This window comes from Streptomyces sp. Alt3, assembly GCF_030719215.1.
In the GTDB taxonomy this organism is placed as follows: domain Bacteria; phylum Actinomycetota; class Actinomycetes; order Streptomycetales; family Streptomycetaceae; genus Streptomyces; species Streptomyces glycanivorans.
Genome location: NZ_CP120983.1, coordinates 4,698,982 through 4,723,580, shown reverse-complemented (window position 1 = coordinate 4,723,580; position 24,599 = coordinate 4,698,982). Strand labels below are relative to the sequence as shown.

The window sequence follows — 24,599 nt, the reverse complement described above, 5'->3', positions numbered from 1 at the left end:
ATCACCGGCCGACAGGTGCCCTGGGCGCGACGAGAAGCTTCCCCAGCACGGACCTCGGACGCCCATCCGCGCCGGGTCCGCAGGTCAGGAGTCTGCGGTCACGAGCGCGGCGATCTCACCCAGGACCCGGGCCGCCGGCGCCGGCTCGACCAGCCACTTCAGGTGGCTGCTGGTGAGCGTCCGGACGTCGTAGGGGTTCTCAGGCGTCAGCGCGTCACCCTCGCGGATCATCCGGTCCTGCATGGCGAGCGGCACGCTGGTGTCCTCGGTCAGCCGGACGTACGACTTGGGGATCAGCCCCCAGGTGTGGGCCTGCGCCCGGTCGTCGGGCGTGCCGACGTCGAGGTTCTCGTCGGGCTGGAAGGTGTTGAGGAGGGCCATGAACTCCTCGTCCGTCCCGTCGGCGAGGAAGGCAGCCTTGAAGGCCGCGAGGACGCCGGGGTCCGCGGTGCGGAAGTTCGAACGCAGCAGCCCGAGTTCGGCAGGGTTCCCGACCATCCCCGAGGCCAGCCCCTTGGCATCGACCGTGGCCATCTCGGGCTCGGCATAGTAGGCGCCGACGTCGAGGTCGACGGGGCACCAGGCGGAGACGTGGACGAGACGGTCGATCAGGTCGGGCCGCTGGTTGGCCGCGACGGTGGCCGTCATGCCGCCGCGGCTGTGCGAGACGAGGACGACGGGCCCGTTCCGCTTGGCCCGCTCCAGTATCCCGACGAGGTACGCGGCGTTGTCGGCGAGCGTGACGCCCCTGATGGCCCCGGGCGCGGTGGCGAGCACTTCGAGGTCCTGCGGCGCCTGGTAGGCGCGCGAGTACGTGGCCGCGAACCCGTGCCCCGGAAGGTCGACGGCGACGGAGCGGTGCCCGAGGAGGCCGAGTTCGGCTTGGAGCGGCGCGAAGGAGAAGGAGTTCGCGAAAGCGCCGTGAACCAGTACGAACGTAGGTTGCATCTGTCTGCTCACTTTCTGGCCTCTGCGACGTCGGCGGCACGCGCACTACCGGTTCCGGCGACGCGAACCACCGCACGGCCGGGGCCGGGGCCGGTTGAGAAGTGTCGAGCACGGTGTTCCGAGGGCGGCCCAGGGCAAGCTGCCCATCGTTCGACGCTTGACAGTACTCAGCGAAATGTCATGCGCACTACGCGGACGAGTGCTTCCGCTTGTGTATTTCCGCCGGACGGCCGACCTCGTCACCGTTCGTGCGTGGGGGCCGTTTCCATCACCTACTGGCTTGCGGCCGAGAAGACGCCCCCCGGTCGCGCAGCTCGAAGGAGAGGTGCGCGGATAGTGCTCGGAGGAAGTCGGCAGCATCGAAGATCCCGCCCGCGGAGGCGACCCCGACCGTCCTGGTCCGCCCCGCGAGGATGCGGGACACCGCCTCCACCGCCAGCGGCGCGGTGACGGCGTAGATGTCCTGGCCCCGCGCCACCGCGCGGCGCTCCTCTTCACCCGAGCGCACGACGACGTCGACGAGGAACGTCTGCGCGGAGCGGCCTGTCCCGTCGACCGCGGTCGGCGCCGGGGTCCGAGGGGCCGACAGATCCCCGGCCGCGTCGGTGGTCATGTAGGTGGTCACCTCGGGGACGGACAGATGGCTGGGGACGGTGACGACGTCGGCCATCGTGAACTCGCCGAGGACGGCCCTGGTGCCCATCGGCTCGGGGAAGGACCACTCCACGGTGGGCAGGGCGTCGTCGTGGTACTCCAACTGCCCCTTCGCGTAACGGACGCGCCGGCCGTCGCGCCGCTCCCCCGAGACCTTGCCGGCGGCCCGTGTCCCCTCCGTGGGATGCCAACTGCTCAGCCCGTACGCGATGTGCGCCTCGTCCGCCGTGGCCCAGTCACCTATCGCAGCGGTGACCAGCAGATCACCCAGGCCGCCGAAGAAAGCCATGGCGGGAACGACCACGACTCCGGCGGCGCGGGCCCGGTCCGCGAAGTGGGCGAACGTGTCGACATTGGCCTCGATCTCCGCCGCCACGTCCACGTACGGAATCCCTGCCCGCAGCGCCGCCTCGATCAGCGGGGCGGCGGTCGTGGCGAAGGGACCGGCACTGTTCACGACGGCCGCCGCACCGGCCAGGGCACGGTCGAGGGACTCCGGATCGCCCACCGACGCCGGTCTGACGTCGAGCCCGGGACGTTCCTCCGCGAGGGCTCTCAGCTTCTTCTCGTCGCGCCCGGCGAGAACGGGCACGAACCCACGCTCCAGCAGCTCGGCCACCACGAATCGTCCGGTGTGCCCGTAAGCCCCGTAGACCGCGACCGTGTTGTTCGTCGTCATGACCTCTCCCCGTGCCTCGTCGACCGATGACGACCATCGTGGCGCGGACTCACACTCGTCCGTGAGTGTCCGGAACGACAGCACCCGTACAGTTCCGGACACGGCCATGGCCACGGACACGGCCGCACCACGTTTCGTGCCGACCGCCATCGAGCCGATACGGCGTCCGGCTGTGTCCCACGGCAGAGAAACGACGAGATCCCGCCCGATCTTTCGATCGGACGGGATCTCGTGTGTGCGGTGGACCTGTGGGGATTTGAACCCCAGACCCCCTCGATGCGAACGAGGTGCGCTACCAGACTGCGCCACAGGCCCTTGCAACGAGTGAAACTCTAGCACCCCTGTGGGGGTGCTCGGAAATCCGTATCCCGGCAGGTCACCGAGCCGGGCCCGCGGGCTTCTCCGGCGGGAAGTGCCGAAGTCGCTCGGGGTCGCCGGGGCGCCGTACGGGCCGAGGCCGATCAGGGGACGCGGAACGCCGTCACCGGGGCCTGAGCGGGGCTCGACGCCGTCGCAGCCGTCGCCGTGGCGGCATCGGACAGGGAAGAAGGACGTTCGGGGTGGGGCCGGGTCACTCGTTGGCCGCGCGCGGCCTGTCCTCGTCGTCGTACTGGTCGAAGAGGGGCGTGCGGCCTCGGTCGCGGGTGCGCTTGGGCGGGGTGCCGCGGCGGCGCGGGGCGGGCTCGGCCTCGGGTGCGGGGACGTCGTGGCTGCCGGTCCGGGTGGGATCGGACTGGCTGGACCGGGCCGCGCTCCACGTCTCCGGGTCGCCGACCTCCACCCCGCCCCTGGTGCGCGGGGCGACGGGGGCGGTGACATAGGTCGGCAGCGGCACCGGGACGGGCTCCCAGCTGTCGCCCTGGGCCGGTCCGCGTTCGCGCTGCTGGTCCACCCACTCCGCATGGTCGGTCTGCTCGACCAGGGCGCGGCGGCCGGCCTCCTGAGGAGAGACCGTCGGAGCCGGTGCGGGCGCCCCTCCAGGCTCCTCGTCCGGCTCGGCGGGAGCCGGGGACGCGGGCTGGTGCCTGCGGGGGTGGTTCTCGCGCAGCCGCTGCGCGGCGACCTCGGCACGCCGTCGGTCCATGGTGAAGACGAACCGGCGGCGTTCCTGACCCCGCAGATGAACGATGTAGGTGCTCAGCAGCACGGCGGGAACGGCCGGCGCCCACAGGAAGCGGAGTCCGCCCACCGCCGCGACGATCGCGCCGAGCGTGAAGGCCATGAAGAGCATCGTGGTCGTACGCCGTCGGCGCGCCAGGACCTGCGACCGGCGGCGCCGCTCGCGCTCCGACTCCGCGCCGGAGGGGCGTCGGCGTCGCGCCTGGGCCGGCAGGCGGTCCTGCTCGGCCCGGTCGGATGCCAGGTCGTGCAAGCGCACTTCCGTATGTGCCGGGGGCGCGGAAAAGGCCCGGACGTCGACGGACTCCATACGGTCCGTGACGGCATCCGGGTCCACGTCGCCAGGCGCCTCCTCGGCATCCCGCTCCCGCAGCTCCTTGGCGTAACGGCGCTCCATGGCCGCCCGTCCGGACAGCAGCCGGATGGCGGTGCTGAAGCGTTCCGTCGGACGCGCTTCGTTGAGCTCGTCCTGCCTGCGGAGCCACATCGGGACCAAGTAGGCGGCCCATGCACCGACGATGACTGCGTAGATGAGGCCGCTGCTGCTCACGCTCACACCGTAGAGGGGTTTGCACGGCAGCATCCGCCAATTGGCCCGGTGTGTCGCACGATCAGGCTCATATGACGGACTTTTTTTGCGATTGTTCGGGTCAACAGTCGACGAAAGTGATGCCGATTACCTTCGCGGACCGATCAAATTCGAACACTTATTTCATTTCCCCGGGCGTGTGCGACGTACCCGGCGTACCCGGCCGCACCCTGCGCCAACGCCGCAGCAGCCCGTCCGGAACTTCCTCGGCGGTGAGGGCGAAGATCAGGTGGTCCCGCCATGCGCCGTCGATGTGCAGATAGCGTGGACGCAGCCCTTCCGCACGAAATCCGAGTTTCTCCACGACCCGTCGGCTGGGGCCGTTCTCGGGCCGAATGCAGACCTCGATCCGGTGCAGTCCGACGTCACGGAAACAGTGGTCGACGGCGAGCGCGACCGCGGTCGGCATGACACCCCTGCCCGCCACGCTCCGGTCGACCCAGTAACCGACATGGCCCGAGCACATCGAGCCCCAGGTGATGCCGGCCACCGTCAACTGCCCCACGAGACGGCCCTCGTACTCGATGGCGAAGGGCAGCATCCGGCCGGCGTTCGCCTCGGCGCGCAGGTGGCGGATCATCTGCCGGTAGGTGGGGCGCTGAGCCACCGGGCCGCCGGGGGCCGGCGGCGGGACGGTGGCCTCCCAGGGGCGCAGCCAGTCCCGGTTGCGCCGGTTGACCTCGCGCCACACGCTCTGGTCACGCAGCTTTATGGGGCGGAGGGTGACGGTGCCGTCGGTCAGGATCACCGGCCAGGTCCGGACGTTCAGCTCGGGCTCCCCGGTCGGGGGTGATCGCCGCCGCGCAGCTGGTCGACGGCGTGCACCAGCAGCCTGCTCAGGACCGCGAGGCCGTCGCGCACTCCGCCGGTCGAGCCCGGCAGGTTCACGACGAGGGTGCCGTCCGCGATGCCCGCGAGGCCGCGGGAGAGCGCGGCAGTGGGTACCTTGTCGCGGCCCTCGGCGCGGATCGCCTCGGCGATGCCCGGGATCTCGCGGTCCAGGACGCGCCGGGTGGCCTCGGGTGTGGCATCGGTGGGCGAGATCCCGGTACCGCCGGTGGTGACGATCACGTCGTAACCCGCGGCGACGCCGGCCCGCAGGGCGGCCTCCACCGGATCGCCGTCGGGCACGATCTGCGGGCCGTCGACGGCGAAACCGAGACCGGTGAGGGCCTCGGAGATGAGCGGGCCGCCCTTGTCGGCGTACACACCGGCGGAGGCGCGGTTGGAGGCGGTCACGACGAGGGCGGAGTACGGGGCGGCCGAAGCGCCGCCGAGCGGGGCCTCTCCGCTGCCGGGCGCGGTCATGCGTCGGCCCCCTCCGGCGCGGGGCGCCTGTAGTCGCCGGACTTGCCGCCCGACTTCGCCTCGACCCGCACGTCCGTGATCACCGCGTTCTTGTCGACCGCCTTGATCATGTCGATCACCGTGAGCGCGGCGACCGACACGGCGGTCAGGGCCTCCATCTCGACCCCGGTGCGGTCCGTGGTCTTCACCGTGGCCAGGATCTCCACCGCGTCGTCGGCGACGCTCAGGTCGACCTTCACTCCGGACACGGCCAGCGGGTGGCAGAGCGGGATCAGGTCCGGGGTGCGCTTGGCACCCATGATCCCGGCGATGCGCGCGGTGGCGAGCGCGTCCCCCTTCGGGACGCCCTCGCCCCTGAGGAGTTCGACGACACGCGGCGACACGAGGACCCGGCCGCTCGCCCGGGCGACACGCGCGGTGACGTCCTTCTCCGACACGTCGACCATGCGGGCGGCGCCCGCCTCGTCGATGTGCGTCAGCCTGTTCTGCGTACTCAACTCACTCCGCCTAGCGGTAGGGCGCCGGTTGCCCGCCCGTCCCGCGCCGAGGGGCGGAGCGAGGGGCCCGGGGAGCTTCCCCCGGTAAGGCACAGCGCCAGATACCGTACCGCCACCGCCGGGAAGTCAGCGGAGGAGGATCACCTCGACCTCCGCGCCGGGCTCGGCGGAGGTGACGTCCTCGGGCAGGACGATCAGCGCGTCCGCCTGTGCGAGGGCGGCGATCAGATGCGATCCGGGCCCTCCGACGGGCGTCACGGTGCCGGCCTCCGCGTCATGGGTGCCCCGCAGGAACTGACGCTTGCCGGACGGCGAGGGGAGCGCCTCACCGGTGTTCAGCGTGGCCCGGACCGATGGGCGGTGGACGTCCTCCATGCCCATGAGCGTCAGGATCGCCGGCCGGACGAACAGCTCGAAGGAGACGTACGAGGAGACCGGGTTGCCGGGCAGTGCCAGCAGCGGCGTGTGGTCGGGGCCGATCGACCCGAAGCCCTGCGGTTTGCCCGGCTGCATGGCGAGCTTGCGGAAGTCGACGCCCCCGCCCGCCTCGTCCGCGTCGCCCACGGACGACAGGGCCTCCTTGACCACGTCGTACGCCCCGACGCTCACACCGCCCGTGGTCACGACGATGTCAGCACGGATCAGCTGGTCCTCGATCGTGGCCCGCAGCGTCTCGGCGTCGTCGGCGACCGCCGGCACGCGGTAGGCGATGGCTCCCGCGTCCCTCGCGGCAGCCGTCAGCGCGAAGCTGTTGGAGTCGTAGATCCGGCCGCCGGTCAGCTCCTCACCCGGCTGTGCCAGCTCGCTGCCGGTGGACAGCACCACGACGCGCGGGCGGGGCCGCACCCGCACCGTCGAGCGGCCGATCGCGGCGAGCAGGCCGATCTGAGGGGGGCCGACGACCGAACCCGCGCGCAGCGCCAGGTCCCCGGGGGTCACGTCGCTGCCCTTGGCCCGGACATGGGCGCGGGGCTTCACGGGCCGGTGGACGCGGACCTCGCCGCTCGCCCCCTCCGGGGCGTCGCTGTGGGCCCGCATGGTGTCGGCCGGGCCGCCGCCCGTGCCGCCGTCGGTCCACTCGACCGGGACGACCGCCTCGGCGCCCGCGGGCAGCGGGGCACCCGTCATGATGCGGGCGGCCTCGCCGGGGCCCACGGACCGGCCGTCGGGCAGGCCTCCGTCGCCCGCCGCGACGTCACCGATGACGGTGAGGACGGCGGGGAACTCCTCGCTGGCGCCCTCGACGTCGGAGATCCGGACGGCGTACCCGTCCATCGAGCTGTTGTCGAAGGGCGGCAGGGCCACCTGCACCACGACGTCCTCGACCAGGACGCATCCCTGGGCGTCGGGCAGTTGCAGCTCGATGGGCTCGAGCGGCTTCACCGCGGCGAGGATGTCCTCAAGGTGCTCGTCCACCGACCAGATCGTGCCGCTCAAGCTTTTACAACTCCTCGGTGACGTAACTGCGCAGCCAGGTCCGGAAGTCCGGGCCCAGGTCCTCACGTTCGCACGCGAGTCTGACAATGGCACGCAGATAGTCGCCACGGTCACCGGTGTCGTAGCGGCGGCCCTTGAAGACGACACCGTGCACCGGGCCGCCGATCTTCTCGTCCTCGGCCAGCAACTGGAGGGCGTCCGTGAGCTGGATCTCGCCGCCGCGGCCGGGCTCGGTCCGTCGCAGTATGTCGAAGACCGCGGGGTCCAGGACGTAGCGGCCGATGACGGCGAGGTTGCTGGGCGCGTCAGCCGGGTCCGGCTTCTCGACGAGCCCGGTGACCCGGACGACGTCCCCGTCGGCGGTCGCCTCGGTGGCGGCGCAGCCGTACATGTGGATCTGCGCGGGGTCGACCTCCATGAGCGCGACGACGCTGCCGCCCTCACGCTCCTGGATCTCGACCATGCGGGCGAGAAGGGGGTCGCGCGGGTCGATGAGGTCGTCGCCGAGGAGGACGGCGAAGGGCTGGTCGCCCACGTGCGGCGCGGCGCAGAGGACGGCGTGACCGAGACCACGCGGGTCGCCCTGGCGTACGTAGTGCATGGTGGCCAGGTCGCTGGACTCCTGGACCCGGGAGAGACGTTCCGCGTCTCCCTTGCGGGTGAGCGCGGACTCCAGCTCGTAGTTCCGGTCGAAGTGGTCCTCAAGGGGACGCTTGTTCCGGCCGGTGACCATCAGTACGTCGGAAAGACCCGCCGCGACCGCCTCCTCGACCACATACTGGATGGCCGGCTTGTCGACGACAGGCAGCATCTCCTTGGGAGTGGCCTTGGTGGCCGGCAGGAACCGGGTGCCGAGACCTGCAGCTGGGATGACAGCTTTGCTGATCCTGGGGTGCGACTGAGTCATGCGCCGAACTCTAACGCGCGCATATGGGCGGAAGATGAGCGTCCGGTTAACTTCGTTCTCATACATCCACATAAGCGAGCAGATGCGAGCACCCGTTGAGCCATGACATGTCCCAAAAGGCAGCCTTGCGGCGTGAACTGCTCGCTGCACGGAGGCTCCTCACCCAGGATGACGTCGGAAGGACCGCTGCGGTTCTGTCCGCGTCGGCCCAGAATCTTCCCGAGCTGACCGAAGCCCGGACCGTGGCGGCCTATGTGTCCGTGGGCCGCGAGCCGGGGACGCACGCGCTCCTGGACGCGCTGCGGGCGCGGGGCGTCCGCGTGCTCCTGCCGGTCCTCATGGAGGACAACGACCTGGACTGGGCTCTGTTCGAGGGCGCGGAGCACCTCGTGCCCGCAGGCCGGGGACTCCTGGAACCGGACGGCGCACGTCTCGGGCCACGGGCGGTCCTGGACGCGGACGCCGTGCTGCTGCCGGGACTGGCCGTGGACGGGCGCGGGATGCGGCTGGGCCGCGGCGGGGGCAGCTACGACCGGGTGCTGGCCCGGCTCTCGTCGGCCGGCGCCCACCCCGCCCTGGTCGTCCTGCTGTACGACGACGAGGTGGTCGCGCGGGTTCCCGAGGAACCGCACGACCACCCCGTGGATGCCGTGGTCACGCCGGCCGGAGCGCGGCGCTTCCCTTCTAGGGCTTCTTGAGCGTCAGGGTGTCGACGGTGGACTTCTTCACCGCGTCCTCCCCGTAGGACCAGTCGAGCAGCTCACCGTCGACCCACTTGTCGGTCTGGTCGGTGTAGTGGGCGCTGAAGGCGTGCCCCGAGGAGCCGGTGAGGTTGATCCACCGGGACTTGTCCCAGTCCCCCACGTTCACGACCATCCGCATGGACGGGACCCAGACGACCTCGTAGCCGCCGGCCGCGTTCCAGCCGGTGGCGTTGACCGCCGCCTCGCCGCCGCCGAGGTCCCAGGGACCGCGGTTCAGGGCCCGCTGCAGGAGGTCGGGGCCCTCCTTGCCGAGCGTCTGGTTGCGCAGGGTCATCCGGTGCAGCCGGCCCCAGCTCCAGGTGTTCATGTTCTTGCCGAGCTTGGCGGTCAGCTCCCAGCGGGCGTCCTCCATGGCGCGGGCGAAGAGCTCGTCACGGCTGTCGATCGCCTCTTCGCGCCCCTTGGCCGGGACCTTCCACCACTCGTTGTCCTGGTCGTCCAGGATGTTCTCGACCACCTCGTACCAGCGGTCGCCGCCGTCGGGCTGCGCCGCATCCGGGGCGCGCTGACCGCACTCGCGCACGAGCTTGTCCTGCTCGTCCACCGGCCCGGTGCCGGCGACCGGCCGCACGTAGATGCAGTCGCCCTTGGCACGCATCTCCTTGGGGAGCTTGTTGCCGAAGGCCAGCTTGAGGATGTTGCGCCAGACGCCGTTGAAGTAGGCGGCGGCGGCGGAGTCGGACTCCTGGGTGTAGTCCCAGCCCTCCAGCAGCTTCTGCGCCTCACGGACGCTCTTGTCCGAGATGCCGATCTTCTTCAGCTCGGGCACCAGCTTCGCGGCGATCGCGCTCTGGTTGTCCATCTGCATCGTCTGCATGTCGTCGGTCGAGATCTTCTCGCCGCCGTCGAGCTTCTTCTGGATCAGGTCGTTGATCCGCTGGCTGCGGGTGCCGTAGCCCCAGTCCTTGGTGAGCATGTGCTCGTAACCGTCGCCGATGACCGCCTGGTTGGCGGTGACGATGTAGCCACGGTCGGGGTTGTACTCGTACGGCAGCTCGTCGAACGGGACGGGGTCCTTCTCCCAGCCGTACTTCGGGTTCCAGCCGGGGCTCGGCATCGTGCCGTCGCCCTGTGTGCGGACCGGGATCTTGCCGGGCGCCTGGTAGCCGATGTTGCCCTTGGTGTCCGCGTAGATCAGGTTCTGCGAGGGCACCTCGAAGTTCGCGGCCGCCTTGCGGAAGCTCTTGAAGTCCTTGGCCCGGTTCAGCTGGAAGACGGCGTCCATGGACTTGCCGGGGTCCAGTGCCGTCCACCTCAGGGAGACCCCGTACCCGTCGCCGCGGTCGGGCGCGTTGCTGGTGACGGGAGCCTTCTTGCCGACCTTCGAGAGCTCGTTGCTCCGGTCGGACACGAGCGGGCCGTTGTTGGTCTCGCGGACCGTGATCTTCCGGCTCCTGCCGCCCGCGACCTTGATGGTCTCCTCGCGGGTGACGAAGGGCTCGGTCCTGCCGTCGTACTGGTAGCCGTCGGCGGAGACCTTCTCCAGGAAGAGGTCGGTGACGTCGGCCCCGAGGTTCGTGAAGCCCCAGGAGATGTCCTGGTTGTGGCCGATGATCACACCGGGCATCCCGGAGAACGTGTACCCGGCCGTGTCGTACTGGCAGGACTCCGAGACCTGACGGCAGTGCAGCCCCATCTGGTACCAGAGCGAGGGGAGCTGCGGCGCCAGGTGCGGGTCGTTGGCCAGGAGCGGGTTCCCGGTCGTCGTGTGGTCGCCGGAGACGACCCAGGAGTTCGATCCGATGCCGTTGCCGTTGGGGCCGAGCAGCGCCGGGATCTCGTCCAGGGTGTCGGAGAGCGCGGAGAGCTGGGTGTTCAGGCCCTCGGTCGCACCCTCGACGGTCTGGGAACCGATGCTGTCCGACGGCTCGGCCTCGGGGTCGAACTCCCCGGTGACCGGGGAGACCGCACCCTGGTCGACGATCGGCTTGTTCTTCTCGAACGGATAGTCCGGGTAGAGGTCCTTGATCTGCTCCGTGCTGAGCCTGCTGGTCATCAGCGAACGGTCGATCTCGTCCTGCATGTTGCCGCGCAGGTCCCAGGCCATCGCCTTCAGCCAGGCGACCGAGTCGACCGGGGTCCACTCGGTGGGCTCGTAGTCGTTGGTCAGGCCGAGTGCCGCGTACTCGACGGAGATGTCCTTGCCGTCCTTGCCGTCCAGATACGCGTTCACCCCCTCCGCGTACGCCTGGAGGTTCTTCTTGGTGTCCTCGTCCAGGACCTTGTCGTACTCCTCCTGCGCGACCTTGCGCCAGCCCAGCGTGCGCAGGAAGGAGTCGGTCTCGACCTGGCCGGAGCCGAACATCTCGGAGAGCCGTCCGGACGTCATGTGACGGCGTACGTCCATCTCCCAGAAGCGGTCCTGGGCCTGGACGTACCCCTGGGCGCGGAAGAGGTCGCTGTCGGTGTCGGCGTATATCTGCGGGATCCCGTAGTCGTCGCGTCTCACGTCGACGTCTCCGGAGAGGCCCTTGAGCTCGATCGACCCGGTGGTCTGCGGGTAGGAGGCCCGGACCGTGGAAACGGACCAGTACGCGCCGTACCCGACACCCGCGACAAGCGCCAGCACCAGGACGATCACGAACAGGCGGGCGCGACGCCCCTTCTTCCGGCCGGTCTTCTTCGCATCGGAAGACCCGGAAGGGGCGGTTGTGTTGGCGGGCATCGCTGTCCTTAGAGGGGCAGGGTGGTCCTGGGAGTGCAGGAGCAACCATAGGCGCCCCGCGGAAGCCACTCGGACGCGGTATGGGGATGCATCCATTTGCGCACCGGTTCGCACGAACACTCGAAGGCGTCAAGAAAACGTTAAAGATTAGGTAAGGTAACGAAGTACTGGCCGCCGGAGGCCGATCCGGAAGGCGTACGCAGGGAAGGAAACGGACCCTGACTGTCCACGCGCTCAACGAACTTCTGCTCGTCTGCTCACTCGTCCTGCTGGTCGCCGTGGCGGCCGTACGCATTTCGTCCCGCAGCGGGCTCCCCAGCCTGCTCCTGTACCTCGGCATCGGTATCGCCATGGGCCAGGACGGCATCTTCGACGTCAAGTTCGACAACGCCGAGCTGACCCAGGTGATCGGCTACGCCGCCCTGGTCGTCATCCTGGCCGAGGGCGGGCTGGGCACGAAGTGGAAAGAAGTGAAACCCGCTCTTCCGGCGGCGGCGGTCCTGTCGACCGTCGGTGTGGGCATCAGCGTGGGTGTCACCGCGAGCGCGGCGCACTATCTCGTCGGCCTCGACTGGCGGCAGGCCCTGATCATCGGCGCCGTCGTCTCCTCCACCGACGCCGCGGCCGTCTTCTCCGTCCTGCGCAGGGTTCCGCTCCCCTCCCGGATCACGGGTGTCCTGGAGGCCGAGTCCGGCTTCAACGACGCCCCCGTGGTCATCCTGGTGGTGGCGTTCTCCGCCGTCGGCCCGGTGGAGCACTGGTACGTGCTCGTCGGCGAGATAGCCCTGGAACTGGCCATCGGCGCGGCGATCGGCCTGGCCGTGGGCTGGCTCGGCGCCTACGGCATCCGCCACGTGGCGCTGCCCGCGTCCGGGCTCTACCCCATCGCCGTGATGGCCATCGCGGTGTCCGCGTACGCCGCCGGCGCCATGGCGCACGGCAGTGGATTCCTGGCCGTCTACCTGGCCGCGATGGTCCTCGGCAACTCCAAGCTTCCGCACTGGCCCGCCACCCGCGGCTTCGCCGACGGGCTCGGCTGGCTGGCGCAGATCGGCATGTTCGTCCTGCTCGGACTGCTGGTCACCCCGCACGACCTCATCGACGACTTCTGGCCCGCCGTGGTCGTGGGGCTGGTCCTCACCGCCGTCGCCCGGCCACTGTCCGTCTTCATCAGCCTCGCGCCGTTCCGCCTGCCCAAGCGGGAGAAGACGTTGATGTCCTGGGCCGGGCTGCGCGGCGCCGTCCCCATCATCCTGGCGACCATCCCGATGGTGTCCGGGATCGAGGGCAGCACCCGGGTCTTCAACATCGTCTTCGTGCTCGTCATCGTCTACACCCTCATCCAGGGGCCGACACTGCCCTGGCTCGCCAAGGCCCTGAAGATCTCCGAGGACCCGTCCGAGACAGCGGACCTCGGCATCGAGTCGGCTCCGCTGGAGCGGCTGCGCGGCCATCTGCTCTCGGTGGCCGTCCCCGGCAGGTCCAGGATGCACGGCGTGGAGGTGGCGGAACTCCGGCTGCCCGCCGGGGCCGCGGTCACCCTCGTCGTGCGGGAGGGGACGAGCTTCGTCCCCGCCCCCTCGACAGTGCTGCGCCGCGGGGACGAGCTGCTGGTCGTCGCGACCGACCCCGTGCGCGACGCCACCGAGGCGCGTCTGCGTGCGGTCGGCGAGGGCGGCAAGCTGGCCGGCTGGCTGGGCACCGGCGGGGCGACCGCCCCGGCTGCGGAGGTGCCGCACCTCGCGAAACTGGCCAGGAAGCTGACCAAGGGCGGCGAGGAGCACGAAGGGGACAAGGCGGGCAGCAGGCGGGCCCGCCACTGAGCTCGGACCACCTCCGGGGGACGTGGGGCGCCTGTATGCAATCGCGGGCGCACCACGACCCGCAAGGTGCGCCTGACCTGCACTCACGGGCAATCACAGGCTCACCCAGGAACAGAACCTGTAACATGAAGGACCGGATCTCTTGATCCACACGATTCGAACCTGATCGACCAACTCTGTCTGATGCAGAGCTGGCGCGACCGTATGGCGGTCGTGGCGTCCTCTCGCCCCTGGAGCGAGCCGCCCGGCATCTACCGCAGTCCCGCGCGAAGAGGACAGCTCTCGGCAGTTCCCGCATGCCCCGCACCCCGGTGCGGCCCCGGGGACACGGCCACCAGGCGGCAGAAAGGCATGGACCGTGGCGTCCACGGTCTCCGACCGCCCCGGTTACGGGCAGTTGCTGCGCACCCCGGGTGCGTGGACCTTCCTCCTCCCGGGCTTCGCCGCCCGGCAGCCCTTCGCGATGCTGACCATCGGCATCGTGCTCCTGGTTCAGCACACCACAGGCTCCTACGGCAGCGCGGGTGCCGTGGCCGCCGTCTCCGGTGTCTCCATGGCCCTGTTCGCGCCGCAGAGCGGCAGGCTCGCCGACCGGTTCGGCCAGCGCGCCGTCCTGGTGCCGGGCGTCCTGGTGCACGCGGCGGCCGTCGGCACCCTCACCGCGCTCGCCCTGGCGGACGCGCCCCTGTGGGCGCTGTTCCTGGCCGCGGTGCCCACGGGGGCGTCCATCCCGCAGGTCGGGCCGATGGTGCGCGCCCGGTGGGCCGCCCTGCTCGGCGCGGCGCCGGGTCGTCCCGCCTCCCCGCTGATGGCCACGGCCGCCGCCTTCGAGTCCGTGACGGACGAGTTCACGTTCGTCATCGGCCCCGTGCTCGCGACGGCGCTGTGCACGGGCGTGCACCCGGCGGCCGGACTGATCGCCGAGGCGGCGCTGACGCTGCTGGGCGGCGTACTGTTCGCCGCCCAGCGCTCCACCCAGCCCGCACCCAACGGCGCCGCCACGGCCTCCGAGCCGCACCGGTCGGCGCTCTCCGTTCCCGGGGTGAGGGTCCTCGCGGTCACGTTCCTGGGCATCGGCTCCGTCTTCGGCGGCATGCAGGTCTCCCTGACGGCGTTCTCCGAGGAGATCGGCCGGCCCGGCGTGAACGGGCTGCTGTACGGCGTCTTCGCGGCCGGCAACATGCTGGCCGGCATCGCCTGCGGCGCCATCGCTTGGAAGAGCAGCCCGCGCCGCCGGCTGGTCGTCGGCTACGTGGCCCTGACACTGACCGCGTCCGGGCTGTGGGCCGTGCACTCCGTACCGCTGCTGGCGGGACTCGGTCTGCTGGTCGGCCTGTGCATCGCTCCCGCGCTGATCAGCGGCTACACGTTGGTCGAGGCACTGGTGCCCTCGTCCGCCAGGACCGAGGCCTTCACCTGGCTGACCGGCGCGGTGGCACTCGGCCAGGCGGCGGCCGTCACGGTGGCCGGACAGCTCGCCGACGCCCACGGCGCGAGCACCGGTTTCGTGGTCCCGCTGGCCGGTACCGCCCTGGCCCTGGCGACCCTGCTGGCCCTGCGTTCACGGCTCACGCCGCGGCTCCCAGGACGGACGGTGGCACGTGGGATCGGTCACCGCGAGCCGGTCACGGTGGACTGATCGCTCGGAATACGTCAGTATGGAGCGTCGTTAGCACTCATTGAGTGAGAGTGCCAGGAGGAGCAAGTGCCGACCTATCAGTACCAGTGCACCGAATGCGGCGAGGGCCTCGAAGCGGTGCAGAAGTTCACCGATGATGCCCTGACCGTGTGCCCGAACTGCGAGGGACGCCTCAAGAAGGTGTTCTCGGCCGTCGGCATCGTCTTCAAGGGATCCGGTTTCTACCGGAACGACAGCCGCGGCTCGTCGTCGAGCAGCACGCCGGGCACGTCGTCGTCCTCGAAGACGTCCGACTCGTCCAGCGGGTCGGCCTCGTCGAAGACGGACGCCAAGCCCGCCGCTTCCGCGTCGTCCTCGGCCTCCTCCTCGGCTTCCACGTCGTCGTCGAGCGGCACCTCGGCCGCCTGAGGCAGCCCTCGGACACCACACGTTCCACCCGGACCCCGCTGATCGACTCGGCGGGGTCCCGGTCGTGCGCGCCCGGTTAGTGTGACCCGCATGGTGAACGCAGACACAGCGGAAATCGGCGTCATCGGCGGATCGGGTTTCTACTCCTTCCTCGACGACGTGACCGAGGTCAAGGTCGACACCCCGTACGGGGAACCGAGCGACTCCCTCTTCCTGGGCGAACTCGGGGGCCGCCGCGTGGCCTTCCTCCCACGCCACGGCCGCGGCCACCACCTGCCTCCGCACCGGATCAACTACCGCGCCAACCTCTGGGCGTTGCGCTCCGTCGGCGTACGCCAGGTGCTCGGCCCCTGTGCGGTCGGAGGTCTGCGTCCGGAGTACGGGCCGGGCACCCTGCTGGTGCCGGACCAGATGGTCGACCGCACCAAGGCCCGCACCCAGACGTTCTACGACGGTGAGCCCTGGGCGGACGGCACCCGGCCGAACGTGGTGCACCTCGGCTTCGCCGACCCGTACTGCCCCGGGGGACGCAAGGCGGCCCTGGCGGCGGCGCGCGGACGCGACTGGGAACCGGTGGACGGAGGAACCCTGGTCGTGGTCGAGGGCCCGCGCTTCTCGACCCGTGCCGAGTCGCGCTGGCACGCGGCGATGGGCTGGTCGGTCGTCGGGATGACGGGCCACCCGGAGGCGGTACTCGCCCGCGAACTGAACCTCTGCTACACGACGCTGACGCTGGTCACGGACCTCGACGCCGGGGCGGAGGCCGGCGAGGGCGTCAACCACTCGGAGGTGCTGGAGGTGTTCGCGGCCAACGTCGACCGACTGCGGTCGGTGCTCTTCGACGCGGTGGCCGCTCTGCCCGCGAACGAGGACCGCGACTGCGTCTGCGCGCACGCGCTGGACGGGCTCGACACGGGTATCGCCCTGCCGTAGCCGGCGGGGAGGGTGAAGTCCGCTGGGCCGGTCGGGCCGGGACGGTGAGACCGGGGTGGGCGGGCGGCTGGGAGGGTGGCTCGGAGGGCGGGCCTGGTGGGCCGGTCGGGACGGCTCGGCTCGGTTGGTACACCCGAGGGCCATCTCCCGTACGGGTGGCCAGGTTGTCCACATCCTGTGAGTTGTCCACAGGCATCAGCGGCATCTCCGAGCAGGGTGGATCGTGAGGGGAGTCCGGCGGGTCGGCCCGCCGGACTCCCCTCACGCTTTCCCCGGTCGGTTCCTCGCGGCTTTCGCGCCTTCCCGCGCGATCCCCCGCGCGGAAATGCCTGGGGATCGCCCTCACGGCAGGTGGTGCTGGCCATGTCCCCTTCGATGCCCGATACGCGTCCCGCGTCCCCCGCCCCGTGCGGCGTACCGTCCTTCGGACCCCTGCGGGTGCGGGGCGGTGGTGGCCGACGGCTCCGGCGGGCGTTGCGCGGACAACGGCGGGCGCTGGCAGCCGGGTTCGCGCTGGCCTCCGCCGTGCTCGCGCTCTCGGGATCGGGCGGCGAGAAGGGGGCGCTCGCCGCCGCCGGGGGCGCGCCACCGGGGCCCGAGCGGCGGGCGGTCCGGCTGGTGTCCGCCCCGGTGCGGATCGCCGACGCCGCGACGGTCGGGCTGCTGCGGCCCGGTGACCGCGTCGATGTGATCGCCGCGGTCGAAGGCGACGCGGAAGCCAGGGTGGTGGCACGCGACGTCCGGGTTGCGGAGGTCCCACGCGGTGCGGGCGTCGGAAAGACCCTGTTCCCGGAGGCAGGCAGCCTGGCGGGCGCCGGGAGCGGAGCTCTGGTGGTCCTGTCCGTCGAGCGGGAGACCGCGGCGGCCCTGGCGGGTGCCGGTGCGTCGGGGCGGCTCGCGGTGGCGGTGTCCTATGCCGAATAGAACAGGTATCGCGTCAACTCACTCGTCGGATGTACCCGATTGGACACTGCGGTCCTCTGCCGCCTTATGTGGCGGGGCAGTTCACTCCCCCCAAGGCACGTACAGAGGAAGGCCCACCTGTGAGCGAGAAGAAGGTCGGCCTGCTGGAGGGTTTCAAAGCCTTCCTGACGCGGGGCAATGTGATCGACCTTGCGGTCGCCGTCGTGATCGGCGCCGCTTTCACGAACGTGGTGAACGCGGTCGTGAAGGGACTCATCAATCCGGTGGTCGGCGCCTTCGGCACCCAGGACCTGGAGAAGTACACGTCCTGTCTCCGCGGTCCCTGCGTCGAGGACCCGGAGACCGGCAGGACGGACGGCATCGAGATCCTGTGGGGCTCGGTGCTCAGCGCCACCCTCAGCTTCCTGATCACCGGCGCCGTCGTCTACTTCCTGATGGTGCTGCCCATGGCGAAGTACCTCGCCAGGCGTGCGGCGGCCCAGGCGGCGAAGGAGGGGGTGCAGGAGACGTTGGAGGTGAGCGAACTGGAGGTGCTGAAGGAGATCCGGGACGTGCTGGTCGCCCAGCGTGGCCAGGCGTAGGCGCAGCGGAACCGGGGCCGGGCATAGCGGAACAGGGGCCGGCCCGGCAGGACCGTGGCCAGGCGTGACGGGGCCGGGGCCGGTGGGCCCGGATCGCCACCGGCGGCTGTCAGATGTGGTGAGGCGGCTTCTCGTCGAGGAAGCGCGCGAGGTCGGCGGCACCGCCACCGGCGGGAGCCCGCTCACCCCACCCCTGGTCCGTGTCGTCCGAGGACTGCCTGTCCAGCGGATCGTCGAAGATCAGAGCCGGGGGCTTGGGTCCGGGCTCCTGGGTCGGCCGCTGCCGCGGCTGCGACGGCTTCGGTTCTCGCGGTCCGGGGGCGGGGGCGGTACTCATGTCTCCAGGGTACGGCCGGGCTCAGCGGTCCTTCGGATCGAGCAGCCAGAGCCCCAGCACGACCAGGAACGACAGGCACAGGAACCCGGCCCCCCACCAGGCGGTGCCCGTGTCGCCCTCCATCCACACGTTCACGACCTCCGTGAGCGCCCACAGCTGGCCGACGACGACGCTCAGGGCCAGCACCAGCCGGGCCGTCAGCTTCGCGGAGCGCTCGGGTTCCTGCTCCGAGCCCGCCCCCGGGCCCGGGCCGGTGTGGCGTACCCGTGGATCGGCGTACCCGCTGGTGGGCCGGATCTGGGGGTAGCGCTCGTGCAGGGGCCGGTTCAGTTCGGGGCGCGCGCTTCCCGGGTGGTAGTCGGGATAGGCGGTCCCGGCGGTGTCGGGGGGCCGCGGCGGCTCGACCGGGTCCAGGGGCTCGGTCATGACCGCCTCCCCGTGGACGTGCCGTCGGAGGCAGCCGGCGCGGAGGCAACCGGCGCGGGCGGTGCCTCGGCGCCGCCTCCGGTACCGGGGCAGCCGATCCGGGCGGCGAGATCGGGTCGGTCCTGGCCGAGCTGGCGGCACAGTCCCTCCTCGACGCTCTCCCCCGAGCGGGTGGTGCCGACGGCCCAGATACTGCCGTCCTCGAGCTCTGTCATCACCACCTTGGGCAGTCCGCGGGGCGGCGGGCCCGCCGTGACCTCACCGGTGCGTGCGTCGAAGACTCCCTCGTGACAGGGGCAGTAGAGCTCCCCCTCCGTACCGCGGTCCTTGCGCCAGAGCACGGCGCAGGCAAGGTGGGTGCAGACCGCGGAGTAGCCGACGAGTGTGCCGTCGTCCATCCGCACGGCGACCGCCCGGTCCTCGTCCCCGGGATAGCGGAAGGCCAGGGACTCCCCCGGCAGCAGCTGCGCGGCGATCCGCTTCGGGGCCGGAGCCTTCCCGTCCTCCGTCTCGCCGTGCCGGTGGAGGATGCCACCCGCCACGGCCAGACCGCCCACGGCGAGACCGCCGGAGACGGTGGCGACGATGCGGAGGTAGTCGCGCCGGGTGGTCAGCGAGTCGGCGCCGATCCTGTCGTGCAGGGCCTCACGGGGGTCGTTCCCGGAACCGTTGTCGGGACCCGGCTGCTGCTGTTCGGTGACGCTCATCGGCGGACGTCCTTCCCGTTGATCTCGACGACGGGAAGTCCGCCCGGCACCGGCCACTGGACCCGTTCCGCGGGGACGACCATGGCCACACCGGTGCGGACCTCGCTCTCGCCGAAGACGAAGGTGTCGGCGACCTGCACACCGGGGCGTTCCGCCTGGAGCTCCTCGAGGGTGCCGTAGAAGAGCGCGCCGGTAGGACAGACGGTGGCGCACATGGGGGCGAGGCCGTAGGCGGTGCGGTCGTAGCAGAGGTTGCACTTCATCTGCAGCTTCGCCTGGAGGTCGATCTTCGGAACACCGAAGGGGCACGCGTTCACACAGTTCGCGCAGCCGATGCAGCGGGTGGTGTCGGCCTGCTGCACGACGCCGTCGGCGGTGACGAGGATCGCGTCGGCCGGACAGACCTCCGCGCAGGGCGCCACGGGATCCTCGCAGTGCATGCAGACCGTAGGAAGGGAGGCGACGGACGACCCCTCGTCGGTGTAGTCGAGGTGGATCATCGATTTGCCGCGGTGCGAGTCGCATTCCCGGCAGGCGGAGACACAGGCCTGGCAGCCGATGCAGCGCCCCGGGTCGATGAAGATCGTTCTGCCCATCATCCGGGCATCAGCTCCTTTCCGAGGTGCCGCGGCCCTGTGGGGCCGTCGGCGGCAACGGGTCGGTGCGGGAGACCTGGGTCTCGGGGTAGGCGACGTGGCCGGGTGCGACCGGCGGCGCGGGCACCTCGTCGATCGTCGCGGCGTGCTCGATGCGGCAGGCGCAGACCTTGTACTCGGGAATCTTGGAGCGCGGGTCGAGGGCGTCGATGGTGAGGGCGTTGGCCGCTGTGGGAACGGGCCAGTGGTAGGGGATGAACACCGTGTCGGGCCGGATCGCCTCGGTCACCAGGGCGGGGAAGACCTCGCTGCCGCGCCGGGTGACGACGCGTACGGGTTCGCCGTTGCGGAATCCGTGCGAGGGATGGACCTCGGCCCAGGGGCGGGGGGTCTGCTCGACGAGAGCGCCCAGCCTGCGGGTCTGGTTGCCGGAGAGGAAGTGTGCGACGGTGCGCCCGGTGGTCAGCGTCATGGGGTGCTCGTCGTCGTACGGGTCGGCCGGGGGGTGCCACTCGACGACCTGCATGTGGATCTTGCCGTCCGTGTGGTAGGTCGTGCCGTCCTCGAACAGCCGGGGAGTGCCCGGGTGGTCGGTGGACGGGCAGGGCCAGGAGATCCCGCCGGTCTCCTCCAGCCGCTCGTAGGTGATGCCGGAGTAGTCGATGACGGTGCCTGCGGAGGCCCGGCGGAGCTCGTCGAAGACATCACGGGAGCCGCCGAACGCGAATTTGTCCCCGGCCCCGAGGCGGCGGGCGATCTCACACATCGCCCAGGTGTCGGTCCGCACACCGGCCGGCGGTTCCTGTGCCTTGTTGTGCTTGACGACCCGGGCCTCGGCGTTGGCCATCACTCCTTCGTCCTCGGCCCAGATGGTGACGGGGAAGACGACGTGCGCGTTCGCGGCGGTCTCGGAGAGGAAGAAGTCGAACTGGGCGTGGAACTCGGTGGTGTCGTACCCCTCCTTGACCACCGCGTAGTTGGGGAGCGAGACGAAGGGGTTGTTGCAGATGCCGATCAGCCCACGGATCTCCCGGCGCTGCATCTGCCAGACCATCTCCATCATCGAGGTCCCCGCGGCCGGGAGTTCCGACTCCTCGATGCCCCAGACCTCACAGATCTGCCGCCTGTGCTCCTCGTTGAGGATGGAGCGCCCGCCGGGGAGGAGATCGGCCTTCTGGCCGTGCTCACGGCCTCCCTGGCCGTTGCCCTGCCCCGTGAGGGTGCCGTAGCCGGCGCCCGGCTTGCCGATGTGGCCGGTGGCGGTACAGAGGTTGATCACGCTGAGGCAGTTCTCCACGCCCTGCGTGTGGTGTTCGATGCCCCGGGCATGGAAGGCCATGGCCTTGGGCGCCCGGGCGAAGGCGCGGGCGACCTGGACGATCTGCTCCGCGGGGACCCCGCAGATCTCGGCGGCCCGGGCCGGGGGGTACTGGGCGACGTTGGCCTTGACCTCCTCCCAGCCGGTGGCGTGGGCCGCGAGGTATGCCTCGTCGGTGAGGCCCTCCTCGATGACCACGTTCAGCACGGAGTTGAAGAAGGCGGAGTCGGTGCCCGACCTGAGCGCCACATGGATGTCGGCGGTACGCGCGACGGCCGTCTCGCGCGGGTCGATCACGATCAGCGTGGCACCGCGGTCCCGGGCTCCCCAGACGTACTGGGTCAGCACCGGGAAGCACTCGCCGACGTTGGCTCCGGCAAGGAGCAGGCAGTCGGTGAGCAGGATGTCGGAGAAGGGGTTGCCGGCCCGGTCGATGTTGAAGGCGAGCTTGTTGGCACCGGCGGCGCTCACCATGCAGAGCCGGCCGTTGTAGTCGACGTGCCGGGTCTTCAGCGCGACCCGGGCGAACTTCCCGACCAGATAGGTCTTCTCCGAGAACAGGCTCGCCCCGCCGAGCACACCGAAGGCGTCCCGCCCGTGTGTCTGCTGGATGCGCTTGATCTCCGAGACGGTGAAGTCGAGCGCCTCGTCCCACGAGACCTCCCGCAGTTCCTCGTCCCGGGAACGCCGCATGAGGGGCGCGGTGAGCCGGTCCGGGTGGTTGACCTGCTGGTAGGCGTTGATGCCCTTGGGGCAGAGCCGCATGCGGTTGATGTCGTGGTTGCGGGGCTCCACGCCGAAGACCTTGCCGCCGTGGTCCACGCGGAGGTACATCCCGCACTGGACGCCGCAGAAACAGCAGTGCGTGGGGACGAGCGTCTCGCCGTTCTGGTCGGCGTGCCACCGGTCGGCCGGGATGCCGCCCGCGTCACGGAAGCCGCGGGTGCCCGGCGGCGCGAGCGAGGGATCGAGGGGGACAACCGTACGGCCGTCGGCTGCGCGTGGGTCCGCGGTCACTTGAAGCCCTTCTTGACCTGGGTGAGATAGGCGTTGCCGCGCAGCACGCGCTTGCAGCGCGGGCAGTATTCGGCCCATGCGTCGAAGCCGAGTTCGAGGTCCTGCATGGTTCCGCGCAGGTTCTCGACGTACGGGCCGGTGTCGATGGCCTCACCGCAGCGGCGGCAGGCGAAGACCTCGTCGTCCTGGCGGTCGGTGTACTTGAAGAGCTGCATGCCGACCGCAGCCGGGCGCTGCACGATGTGGAAGAACTTCCCGAACGGGATGTAGATGAGGGTGAAGACCACCGAGACCATGTGGAGGATCGCCAGGAACTCGTACCCCCCGCCGTGCAGGAAGATCGAGGAGAAGGTCAGCAGCAGGCCCGTGACCGAGATGATGATCAGGGCGAGCAGCGGCACCATGTCGTAGGCGAACCGCTGTCCGGTGATGGCCCCGCGGTCCTTCATCCGGCGCCAGAGGAAGTACGAGGCGCCGGGGATGACCAGGACCGCGGCGAGGTCCAGACCGTGGAACATCACCCAGCCGATGAAGTTCAGCGAGTCGAAGCCGAGGATCTTGATGCCCCAGATGCGCATTTCGTAGCCGGGCCCCGAGCCGCTGCCGGAGGTGAAGGTGAACCAGCCCCAGGTCAGCGGGAAGGTGATCAGCGCGGCCAGGATGCATCCCCAGAAGATCAGCTGGTGGGCTGCCCAGCGCGCGTGGGAGCGGGCCCCCAGGAACTTCTGGAAGCCCAGATAGGTGGCGATCATCTTCGGCAGCGCGGTGGGCGTCCTGCGGAAGTTCTCGGCCGAGAACAGGCTGCGCCAGCCGTTCTTGAAGAGCCGTCGGGCGCCGGGCGCGGAGACCCAGACCGTGTAGCGGTAGGCCACGCCGAAGGCGAGGAACACGGTGGCGACGGCGTACGGGAGCAGCGCCGAGTCGAAGTCGTGCAGCAGGCGGCTGCCGAACACGATGGCGAGGATCAGCAGGCCGGACACGACGGCACCGGCCAGGGCCGCACGGCCCGAGACGGACCGGGGCAGGCGCCGGGCGGCCCTCGCGACCACGGAGGGCCCCTCCCCGGAAGGCCGTCCGTCCGGGCCTCCGGACGTGCCGGTGCGGGCACCGGGCTCGGACTGCTCGGCTGCGGCGGGCGGTTCTGGTGGCTCGGTCACCCGGCCACCGTAGGGCCGAAATAGGTACTTGGTCCCGTTATATGCATCGATGGTGTGGCCGCGTCGCCCAAGTGGCCCGCGCCACCACGAAGGCCTCCAGGGCGGCCCGCGGGGGCCGACGGCCCCGGATGCGCGCACCCTCGTACAGCGAGCTCCGCGGCGCATCCCGAGGCGGCCGGGAATCTCTCGCGTGGGATCGCGGACACACCGGGGATCTCTCGCGCCGCACTGCGGGCGGGCCGGGAACTTTCCGCGTGCGCCGTACGTTTTTTGCGAACCCCGGTCACGATGTCAGACCCAGGGACTACGTTATGCACGCATCAGGTAACACGCGGCAACGGCCTGGAGACAGCACCTTGAGCGATCCGTACGAGACAACCGAGCAGCACCTCGAGCGACTCCTGCGATGCGCCCTCAACTCCTTCGACCTCTCCGACACCACGGTCGACCGGCTCGGGACGGCCCTGGCACACAGCAGTGCCCTGCACTCGTCACACCACAGCTCCGTGCTGCACCGCGAGACCTACCGGCACAGCTATCTGCTCTCGGACGGCACCACGCTGACTCTGTGGGAGCTGGTACACGGAGGCGGCAGAGCCGTCCCGGCCCCCCGCCGCCACGAGTTGTACGACGACGAGGGCGAGGCCCAGCTCGCCGCCTCGCGCCTCGTCGGCAGCCACTGGGACACCCCCGCCCTCGGTGACGACAGCCTGCGGGAGGACCTGGAGGCGCTCGCCCTGCTCATGAGCGTGCCCCCGGCGCCCCTCCCCCGCATGTACGCCCCGGACAATTCGGCGGACCACGCCCGCCGGGTCCTGCGCCGCGCGGAGAACGGCGACCGGCCGGGCGCCGCGACGGCCGGTCGGCTGCGGACGGCCTTCGCCCACCACATCACGCAGGTCTTCGGCCGCCAGTACCGCGTCGACGGCCGGGACGCCGGCTTCACGCTGTACGAGCACGCCTTCCTCCTGCTGGACGGCAGCGAGACCAGCCTGTGGGAGGTCGAGCACACGGCCACACCCGACGGCCGCCACATGTGCGAGGTCTACGACGACGAGCAGACGGCACGCCTGGCCATGGAGGACCGCACCCGGATCTGCTGATCGTGGGCGGGCCCCGGCGCCCGCGCACAGGAGCGACTTCCCGGCGCCCTCGCACAGGAGCGA

Annotated in this window: 23 protein-coding genes and 1 tRNA gene; 8 read left to right on the top strand and 16 right to left on the bottom strand. The window is 70.6% G+C overall.

The features are described 5' to 3' along the window. Positions 1-84: 84 nt before the first annotated feature. From P8A20_RS20900 to galU, 9 genes are all read right to left on the bottom strand, one after another. Positions 85-948: an alpha/beta fold hydrolase gene (locus tag P8A20_RS20900; protein ID WP_306104023.1), complete on the bottom strand. Its 864-nt coding sequence runs from the start codon at positions 946-948 to the stop codon at positions 85-87. A 268-nt stretch (positions 949-1,216) separates the two neighbouring features. Next, the gene (locus tag P8A20_RS20895) at positions 1,217-2,281 is read right to left on the bottom strand and encodes a saccharopine dehydrogenase family protein (protein ID WP_187282420.1); all 1,065 of its coding nucleotides are present in this window, start codon (positions 2,279-2,281) and stop codon (positions 1,217-1,219) included. Between the two features lie 241 nt (positions 2,282-2,522). Continuing rightward, a tRNA-Ala gene (locus P8A20_RS20890) sits at positions 2,523-2,596 on the bottom strand. Between the two features lie 256 nt (positions 2,597-2,852). Then, positions 2,853-3,950, bottom strand: a complete 1,098-nt coding sequence (sepX, locus tag P8A20_RS20885) for a divisome protein SepX/GlpR (protein WP_442812086.1) — start codon at positions 3,948-3,950, stop codon at positions 2,853-2,855. 157 nt (positions 3,951-4,107) lie between these two features. Continuing rightward, a complete protein-coding gene (locus P8A20_RS20880; protein ID WP_147963869.1) occupies positions 4,108-4,737 on the bottom strand; it encodes a GNAT family N-acetyltransferase in 630 nt (209 codons plus the stop codon). Positions 4,738-4,754: 17 nt separating this feature from the next. After that, entirely contained in the window at positions 4,755-5,297 is a 543-nt protein-coding gene (locus tag P8A20_RS20875) for a MogA/MoaB family molybdenum cofactor biosynthesis protein (RefSeq protein ID WP_147963870.1), read from the bottom strand. After that, on the bottom strand, positions 5,294-5,794 hold the full coding sequence (moaC, locus tag P8A20_RS20870; protein ID WP_147963871.1) for a cyclic pyranopterin monophosphate synthase MoaC: 501 nt from the start codon (positions 5,792-5,794) through the stop codon (positions 5,294-5,296). The genes P8A20_RS20875 and moaC overlap by 4 nt, the downstream gene beginning before the upstream one ends. A gap of 126 nt (positions 5,795-5,920) precedes the next feature. Continuing rightward, positions 5,921-7,231: a molybdotransferase-like divisome protein Glp gene (glp, locus tag P8A20_RS20865; protein WP_147963872.1), complete on the bottom strand. Its 1,311-nt coding sequence runs from the start codon at positions 7,229-7,231 to the stop codon at positions 5,921-5,923. Between the two features lie 4 nt (positions 7,232-7,235). Next, on the bottom strand, positions 7,236-8,138 hold the full coding sequence (gene galU, locus P8A20_RS20860) for a UTP--glucose-1-phosphate uridylyltransferase GalU (RefSeq protein ID WP_147963873.1): 903 nt from the start codon (positions 8,136-8,138) through the stop codon (positions 7,236-7,238). A 107-nt stretch (positions 8,139-8,245) separates the two neighbouring features. Between galU and P8A20_RS20855 the strand changes: the two genes are divergently transcribed. Then, the gene (locus tag P8A20_RS20855) at positions 8,246-8,836 is read left to right on the top strand and encodes a 5-formyltetrahydrofolate cyclo-ligase (RefSeq protein WP_147963874.1); all 591 of its coding nucleotides are present in this window, start codon (positions 8,246-8,248) and stop codon (positions 8,834-8,836) included. Here the strand turns inward: P8A20_RS20855 and P8A20_RS20850 are convergent. Then, entirely contained in the window at positions 8,823-11,567 is a 2,745-nt protein-coding gene (locus P8A20_RS20850; RefSeq protein ID WP_147963875.1) for a penicillin acylase family protein, read from the bottom strand. The two genes, P8A20_RS20855 and P8A20_RS20850, sit on opposite strands and share 14 nt — an antisense overlap. Positions 11,568-11,845: 278 nt before the next feature. On the opposite strand from P8A20_RS20850, the gene P8A20_RS20845 reads away from it, so the two are divergent. From P8A20_RS20845 to P8A20_RS20820, 6 genes are all read left to right on the top strand, one after another. Continuing rightward, positions 11,846-13,390, top strand: a complete 1,545-nt coding sequence (locus P8A20_RS20845; RefSeq protein WP_261989008.1) for a potassium/proton antiporter — start codon at positions 11,846-11,848, stop codon at positions 13,388-13,390. A gap of 358 nt (positions 13,391-13,748) precedes the next feature. Next, positions 13,749-15,029, top strand: coding sequence for an MFS transporter (locus P8A20_RS20840; RefSeq protein WP_306104021.1), 1,281 nt, complete (start codon positions 13,749-13,751; stop codon positions 15,027-15,029). 66 nt (positions 15,030-15,095) lie between these two features. Continuing rightward, entirely contained in the window at positions 15,096-15,437 is a 342-nt protein-coding gene (locus tag P8A20_RS20835; protein ID WP_147963878.1) for an FmdB family zinc ribbon protein, read from the top strand. A 90-nt stretch (positions 15,438-15,527) separates the two neighbouring features. After that, on the top strand, positions 15,528-16,370 hold the full coding sequence (locus P8A20_RS20830; RefSeq protein WP_147963879.1) for an S-methyl-5'-thioadenosine phosphorylase: 843 nt from the start codon (positions 15,528-15,530) through the stop codon (positions 16,368-16,370). Positions 16,371-16,733: 363 nt separating this feature from the next. After that, positions 16,734-17,294: an RcpC/CpaB family pilus assembly protein gene (locus tag P8A20_RS20825; RefSeq protein ID WP_306104020.1), complete on the top strand. Its 561-nt coding sequence runs from the start codon at positions 16,734-16,736 to the stop codon at positions 17,292-17,294. 119 nt (positions 17,295-17,413) lie between these two features. Then, positions 17,414-17,875: an MscL family protein gene (locus tag P8A20_RS20820; RefSeq protein WP_306104019.1), complete on the top strand. Its 462-nt coding sequence runs from the start codon at positions 17,414-17,416 to the stop codon at positions 17,873-17,875. Between the two features lie 109 nt (positions 17,876-17,984). Here the strand turns inward: P8A20_RS20820 and P8A20_RS20815 are convergent, their stop codons facing one another. From P8A20_RS20815 to P8A20_RS20790, 6 genes are read right to left on the bottom strand one after another with little or no spacing between them, the layout of a single operon-like run. Next, on the bottom strand, positions 17,985-18,212 hold the full coding sequence (locus tag P8A20_RS20815; RefSeq protein ID WP_306104018.1) for a hypothetical protein: 228 nt from the start codon (positions 18,210-18,212) through the stop codon (positions 17,985-17,987). A 21-nt stretch (positions 18,213-18,233) separates the two neighbouring features. Then, positions 18,234-18,638 (bottom strand): hypothetical protein, encoded by a 405-nt coding sequence (locus P8A20_RS20810; RefSeq protein ID WP_147963883.1) that lies wholly within the window; start codon positions 18,636-18,638, stop codon positions 18,234-18,236. Then, positions 18,635-19,345 carry a QcrA and Rieske domain-containing protein gene (locus P8A20_RS20805; protein ID WP_147963884.1) on the bottom strand — a complete coding sequence of 237 codons (711 nt, stop codon included), beginning with the start codon at positions 19,343-19,345 and terminating at the stop codon, positions 18,635-18,637. The genes P8A20_RS20810 and P8A20_RS20805 overlap by 4 nt, the downstream gene beginning before the upstream one ends. Next, positions 19,342-19,944 (bottom strand): 4Fe-4S dicluster domain-containing protein, encoded by a 603-nt coding sequence (locus P8A20_RS20800; RefSeq protein WP_147963885.1) that lies wholly within the window; start codon positions 19,942-19,944, stop codon positions 19,342-19,344. Before P8A20_RS20800 ends, P8A20_RS20805 begins: the two co-directional genes overlap by 4 nt. Positions 19,945-19,951: 7 nt before the next feature. After that, the gene (locus tag P8A20_RS20795; RefSeq protein WP_306104017.1) at positions 19,952-22,276 is read right to left on the bottom strand and encodes a molybdopterin oxidoreductase family protein; all 2,325 of its coding nucleotides are present in this window, start codon (positions 22,274-22,276) and stop codon (positions 19,952-19,954) included. Further along, positions 22,273-23,433: an MFS transporter gene (locus P8A20_RS20790; RefSeq protein ID WP_147963887.1), complete on the bottom strand. Its 1,161-nt coding sequence runs from the start codon at positions 23,431-23,433 to the stop codon at positions 22,273-22,275. Before P8A20_RS20790 ends, P8A20_RS20795 begins: the two co-directional genes overlap by 4 nt. Positions 23,434-23,789: 356 nt before the next feature. Between P8A20_RS20790 and P8A20_RS20785 the strand changes: the two genes are divergently transcribed. After that, positions 23,790-24,536: a DUF6227 family protein gene (locus P8A20_RS20785; RefSeq protein ID WP_306104016.1), complete on the top strand. Its 747-nt coding sequence runs from the start codon at positions 23,790-23,792 to the stop codon at positions 24,534-24,536. Positions 24,537-24,599 lie beyond the last annotated feature (63 nt).